General features: G+C 38.4%; 2 protein-coding genes. One reads left to right on the top strand and one right to left on the bottom strand.

The window, feature by feature from the left end:
* The coding region (surE, locus tag BIZ36_RS20680; protein WP_187459755.1) for a 5'/3'-nucleotidase SurE at window positions 1-616 on the top strand (616 nt) is incomplete at its 5' end.
* 10 nt (window positions 617-626) lie between these two features.
* Here the strand turns inward: surE and BIZ36_RS20675 are convergent.
* The gene (locus tag BIZ36_RS20675; protein ID WP_121848579.1) at window positions 627-1,055 is read right to left on the bottom strand and encodes a response regulator; all 429 of its coding nucleotides are present in this window, start codon (window positions 1,053-1,055) and stop codon (window positions 627-629) included.
* Between the last annotated feature and the right edge of the window lie 78 nt (window positions 1,056-1,133).

Here is a 1,133-nt window from a genome sequence, read left to right as displayed (position 1 = left end):
ATCCATGGGACAGGCCATTACTTCTGGCCGACCCATTACTTATAAAAAATCTCCAATCCATTTTGAAGGTATTGAGGCTTACCGAGTCGCGGGCACACCAGCTGACTGTGTAGCTTTAGGCTTGCATTTATTCGAAAGTATAGATTTAGTACTTTCAGGAATAAACATTGGCGCCAACTTAGGAAATTCAGCATGGCATTCAGGAACTTTATCTGCAGCCCGGCAAGCAGTACTTTTTGGAGTAAGGGGCATAGCGTTAAGTGTTTCAGTAGGGAACGATGAACCTGATTTTACTCTTTTAGAACCATTCGTTAAAAAGGCATTGAATGAGGTGATTACCGAAGAACATAAGTTATTAAATATTAATTTTCCGCAGCACCCCACTGGGGATATAGATTGGACCTCTCAATCAGTGAGACAATATGACGGAAGAATTTTGGCCAACGAGAATCCTATGGGAAAGGAGCACTTTTGGTTTACTGTTGTGCCAATAGAACCGGAAGAAAGAGATTCAGACAGGTGGGCGGTAAAGCATGGAAAGACGAGTATTACGCCGATGGTTTTAAATTTGACAGATCAAAATTACTTAAATAAAAAGCATGTTAAGAATAGCTAATTACAGTGCCTTAATTATTTCCCGTCATCGATGCCGCCCTCTCTTCTAAGCCATGTATGGCCCACAACACCTTTTCATGTAACTCATTCATTGAGGTAGGTTTTGTTAGAAAATATGAAGCTCCAGAAGTTATGACTTCCTCTTTGTCTGTAAGATTGGAGGAGGTGGTTAAAATTACCACGGGTATATGCTTATAGGCTGAATTACTTTTTAGAATTTTCAAACAGGATTTACCGTCCATTTTGGGCATATTCAAGTCCATAAAAATGATGTCTGGAACTATTGTACTATTTGAGTCCAAAAGCTCTAATGCCTCTTTTCCGTTGTTGGCCGTATAACAGGCAGCAGAGGGGTCAATTACTTCCATAACCTCGCAGAAGAAATCAAGATCATCCATATCATCGTCTACTAATAAGTATTTTGAAAATATCCCCATCATCTAAAATTTAATTATTTATTGTAATTTAAGCATTTCGTCGATTAAAAAATACCGTTTATCGAACAATCTATAACAAAT

The organism is Cytophaga sp. FL35, from assembly GCF_014349235.1.
Taxonomy (GTDB): Bacteria; Bacteroidota; Bacteroidia; order Flavobacteriales; family Flavobacteriaceae; genus Euzebyella.
Note: the sequence above shows the minus strand (reverse complement) of the source record. Positions and strands in the feature narration are given on the sequence as shown.